This window comes from Promineifilum sp. (SeqCode), from assembly GCF_041918635.1.
Lineage (GTDB): Bacteria > Chloroflexota > Anaerolineae > Promineifilales > Promineifilaceae > Promineifilum.
This window is the reverse complement of record NZ_JAYRVJ010000429.1, coordinates 1-3,629: the sequence shown is the minus strand read 5'-3', so window position 1 is coordinate 3,629 and position 3,629 is coordinate 1. Positions and strand designations below refer to the sequence as shown.

Below are 3,629 nucleotides of genomic sequence, written 5' to 3'. Positions count from 1 at the left end.
GCTGCCCACCGGCATCAACCGCATCGACGGCGAACTCAGCAGCACCGTCTCCGGCAACGGCTCCGGCTCGGTCAGCGTGGACGTGGCCGTGCTCGACACCGGCATCCAGACCAACCACCCCGACCTGAACGTGGTCGGCGGTCGAAACTGCTCGACCGGCAGCTCCTACAACGACGGCCACGGCCACGGCACGCACGTCGCCGGCACCATCGCCGCCAAGGACGACAGCAACGGCGTGGTCGGCGTCGCGCCGGGGGCGCGGCTGTGGGCGGTGCGGGTGCTGAACAACCAGGGCTCCGGCACGACCTCCACTATTCTCTGCGGCATCAACTGGGTGACGGCCAACGCCGGCACGATTGAGGTGGTCAACATGAGCCTGGGCGGCAGCGGCTCCGACAGCAACTGCGGCGGCTCCGATGCCTACCACAACGCCATCTGCAACTCGGTCAACGCGGGCGTGACCTACGTGGTGGCCGCCGGCAACTCCGCCGCCAACGCCAACAACTACCGGCCGGCGACCTACAACGAGGTCATCACCGTCTCGGCTCTGGCCGACTTCAACGGGCAACCCGGCGGCGGCGGGGCGGCCACCTGCCGCAACGACGTGGACGACACGCTGGCCGACTTCAGCAATTACGGGGCGGACGTGGACCTGATCGCCCCCGGCGTCTGCATCTACTCGACCTACCGGGGCAGCAGCTACGCCACCATGTCGGGTACGTCGATGGCCTCGCCCCACGTGGCCGGCGCGGCGGCGCTCTACAAGGCCAACAACCCCGGCGCGACCCCGGCCCAGGTGAAGGCGGCGCTCATCGGCGCGGCCAACTCCAACTGGAACAACGCCGGCGACCCGGACGGTATCAAGGAGCCGTTGCTCAACGTTGATGGATTCTAACCATATAGGTTGATCCCAGTTCGTTCATCGGTCTTAAGGGCCGGCGCTCGGGTAAAGTCCGCGCCGGCCCTTTTCGCTCACTGCGACTCAATATGAGCGCAGTGACAAAAGAGACACAGAAAAGGCGCGAGAAATCCAGTATACTATTGGCTCCCATCCACCCTGTCGCGGTGAGCCTGACAGGGTATCGTAAGGCGCATTACCGGGACAAACGGTAATAGGAGAAAGCCACGTGCCGATTTACATGGATCGACATTTTATCGAGGGAGCGACCGCCCACGCCGTAGCCAACGCCCACACCGCTGACCTGGCCTTGCAGGACAAGTATCACGTCCAATTCCTGACCTACTGGTTCGACGAGGCGCGTTCCACCGCGTTCTGCCTGGTCGACTCGCCCGACCAGGAGACCATCAGGCGCGCCCACAACGAGGCGCACGGCCTGGTTCCCCACGAGATTCTGGAGGTCGATCCGAGCGTCGTGGAGGCGTTTCTGGGACGGGTGAAAGACCCGACGCCCAATGACCCCGCGACGCTGGAGCGCACGATCGATTCCGCCTTTCGCGTGATCATGTTCACCGATCTGAAGGATTCAACGCTGATGACGGCGACGCTCGGCGACGCCAAAGCCCTGCATTTGCTCCACATCCACAACGCGCTAACCCGCAACGCGCTGCGGGCCCATCGCGGCCGCGAGATCAAACACACCGGCGACGGCATCATGGCCAGTTTCATCTCCGTCTCCGACGCGATCGCCGCCGCGATAGCCGTGCAAACGGCGCTAGCCGACCATAATCGCCACCATCCTGAGGACGCCATCTTCCTGCGCATCGGCCTGGCCTCTGGCGAGCCTATCGAAGAGCACGGCGATCTGTTCGGTCACGCCGTGCAGTTGGCCGCCCGCCTGTGCGCCCACGCCAAACCGGGCCAGATTGTGGTGTCACAGGAAGTCCGCGATCTCGCCTCCAACGAGGACTTGCTCTTTGATGATTTGGGACTGGTCAGTCTGAAGGGATTTCGCGAAGAGACCCGGGTCTTTTCCGTGTCCAGGTTGGCGGAGCCGGGTCAAGATGCCTGAGTCTACGTGACATGGAACCTGCGATCTGCCCTGAATGCGGCGTGGCGTGGGCCGACGGCCAGACGTGCCAGGAATTCTTTCACCAGATGCTCTACTGGGAGAACGAATTGCCCGCGCTGGGCGAGGTGCATCACCTGATGGTGCTCTGCTACCACTTGCAACATCCCAGCCTCTATTCGACCGAGGGGCTGCGCCACGCGCGGCGACTGCTGGCCGAGTTTGTTGAGGAGGGCCTCACCCCACAAGCGTCACGCCGCCGCAACCGGGAGCGCGTTGATTCCGGCCAGCGGAAGTGGAGCATCACGGCCCGGCCGGGGGATAAAGGACGCTACGAACGCCCCCCTCAATGGGCCATGACCGCCGCGGACGTGGTCGGGGCCGGACGGGCGGCTTATCGCGAGCAGGTTGTTGAGTGGGCCAGAAGTATCCATCTGGCGCTGCAAACAGCCAACTGATGATTGACAGGAGGACGTGATTGATAGATACCGTTATTTGTCCTACGTGTGGCGGGTCAAATCGGGCCGAAGCCCGCGTCTGCACTCATTGCAGTTCCAGTCTGATTTCAACACCCGACAACCGCGCTGTCTACGCCGCAGCCGAAGGGGATGCATCTAGTCGTCAGACCTGACAGGCGGGCACAAGGCGCATGGTCGCGGCGGATGGCCTTTGTGCTATAATCGCCCTGCTATGGGCAAGTTCGTCAAGGCCAACCGCAAGAAGCTGCTGGGCCTGTCCCAAGTGCTGCTCAGCGTCGTGCTGCTGGTCTGGCTGCTCAGCCGCGTGGGCCTGGGCGAGGTCGTCGCCACGCTGGCCGGCATCCATTGGGGCTGGTACGCGCTGGCCTTCGTGCTATTCCAACTCAACGTCCTCATCCGCGCCTACCGCTGGCACGTCCTATTGCGCGCCCTCAACGACGAGCCGCGCTTCGGCTACCTGGTCTACCTGTACTACGTCGGCTTCTTCGCCAACAACTTCATCCCCTCCGGCTTCGGCGGCGACCTCATCAAGGTCGTCAGCCTGCGCCAGCGCCACGGCCACGGTTCCGAGGCGCTCAGCTCGGTGCTGATGGAGCGGGTGACCGGGCTGGTCGGCTCCTCGCTCATCGCCATCCTGGCCCTGCTGTGGAATACCTCGGCCCACGCCGCCGACGTGCACCTGCCGCTGGCGCTATGGCTGCTGATCATCGTCACCGCTGCCGGCATCCCGCTGGCCTTCTTCGCCGCCCGCTGGTCGGACCCGCTGCGCCTGATCCAGCGCGTCTACCCCAAGGCCCTCGGCCTGCCACTCTATGACAAGTTCGAGCGCCTGGTCAACACCATCCACCGCTACCCATTGCGGGCGCTGCTTACCTCGCTGCTCATCAGCCTGCCGTTCACGCTGAACCTGATTCTGGTGCAGGTCACTATCGCCTGGGCGCTGGGCGTCCGCCTGCCGTTTGGCGTTTTCGCTCTGTTCGTGCCCATTATCGCCCTCATCAACCTGCTGCCCATCACCTTCAACGGGCTGGGATTGCGCGAGGGCATCTACACCTTTCTGTTCGTGCCGATCGGCGTGCCGGCGGCCACGGCCGTCTCCATGTCGCTGGCCTTCTACTTCCTGCGCTTCAGCGCCGGGCTGCTGGGCGGCCTGATGTACGCCATGCGCAGCATTCTGCATTTC

Annotated in this window: 4 protein-coding genes; all 4 read left to right on the top strand. The window is 64.2% G+C overall.

What is annotated here, in order from left to right; translation table 11 throughout:
- A partial coding sequence (locus ACE3UY_RS13380; protein ID WP_374688009.1) for a S8 family peptidase occupies window positions 1-895 on the top strand: 895 nt, incomplete at its 5' end.
- A 244-nt stretch (window positions 896-1,139) separates the two neighbouring features.
- Window positions 1,140-1,970, top strand: coding sequence for a nickel-binding protein (locus tag ACE3UY_RS13375; RefSeq protein ID WP_374688008.1), 831 nt, complete (start codon window positions 1,140-1,142; stop codon window positions 1,968-1,970).
- A gap of 11 nt (window positions 1,971-1,981) precedes the next feature.
- Window positions 1,982-2,425: a DUF5946 family protein gene (locus ACE3UY_RS13370; RefSeq protein WP_374688007.1), complete on the top strand. Its 444-nt coding sequence runs from the start codon at window positions 1,982-1,984 to the stop codon at window positions 2,423-2,425.
- Between the two features lie 232 nt (window positions 2,426-2,657).
- Window positions 2,658-3,629 (top strand): YbhN family protein (locus tag ACE3UY_RS13365; protein ID WP_374688006.1); only part of this gene is annotated, 972 nt, incomplete at its 3' end.

Bases quoted from the DNA above. Each gene is read 5' to 3' on its own strand.
- ACE3UY_RS13375 (WP_374688008.1), top strand. From the start codon at position 1,140: ATGGATCGACATTTTATCGAGGGAGCGACCGCCCACGCCGTAGCCAAC.
- ACE3UY_RS13370 (WP_374688007.1), top strand. From the start codon at position 1,982: ATGGAACCTGCGATCTGCCCTGAATGCGGCGTGGCGTGGGCCGACGGC.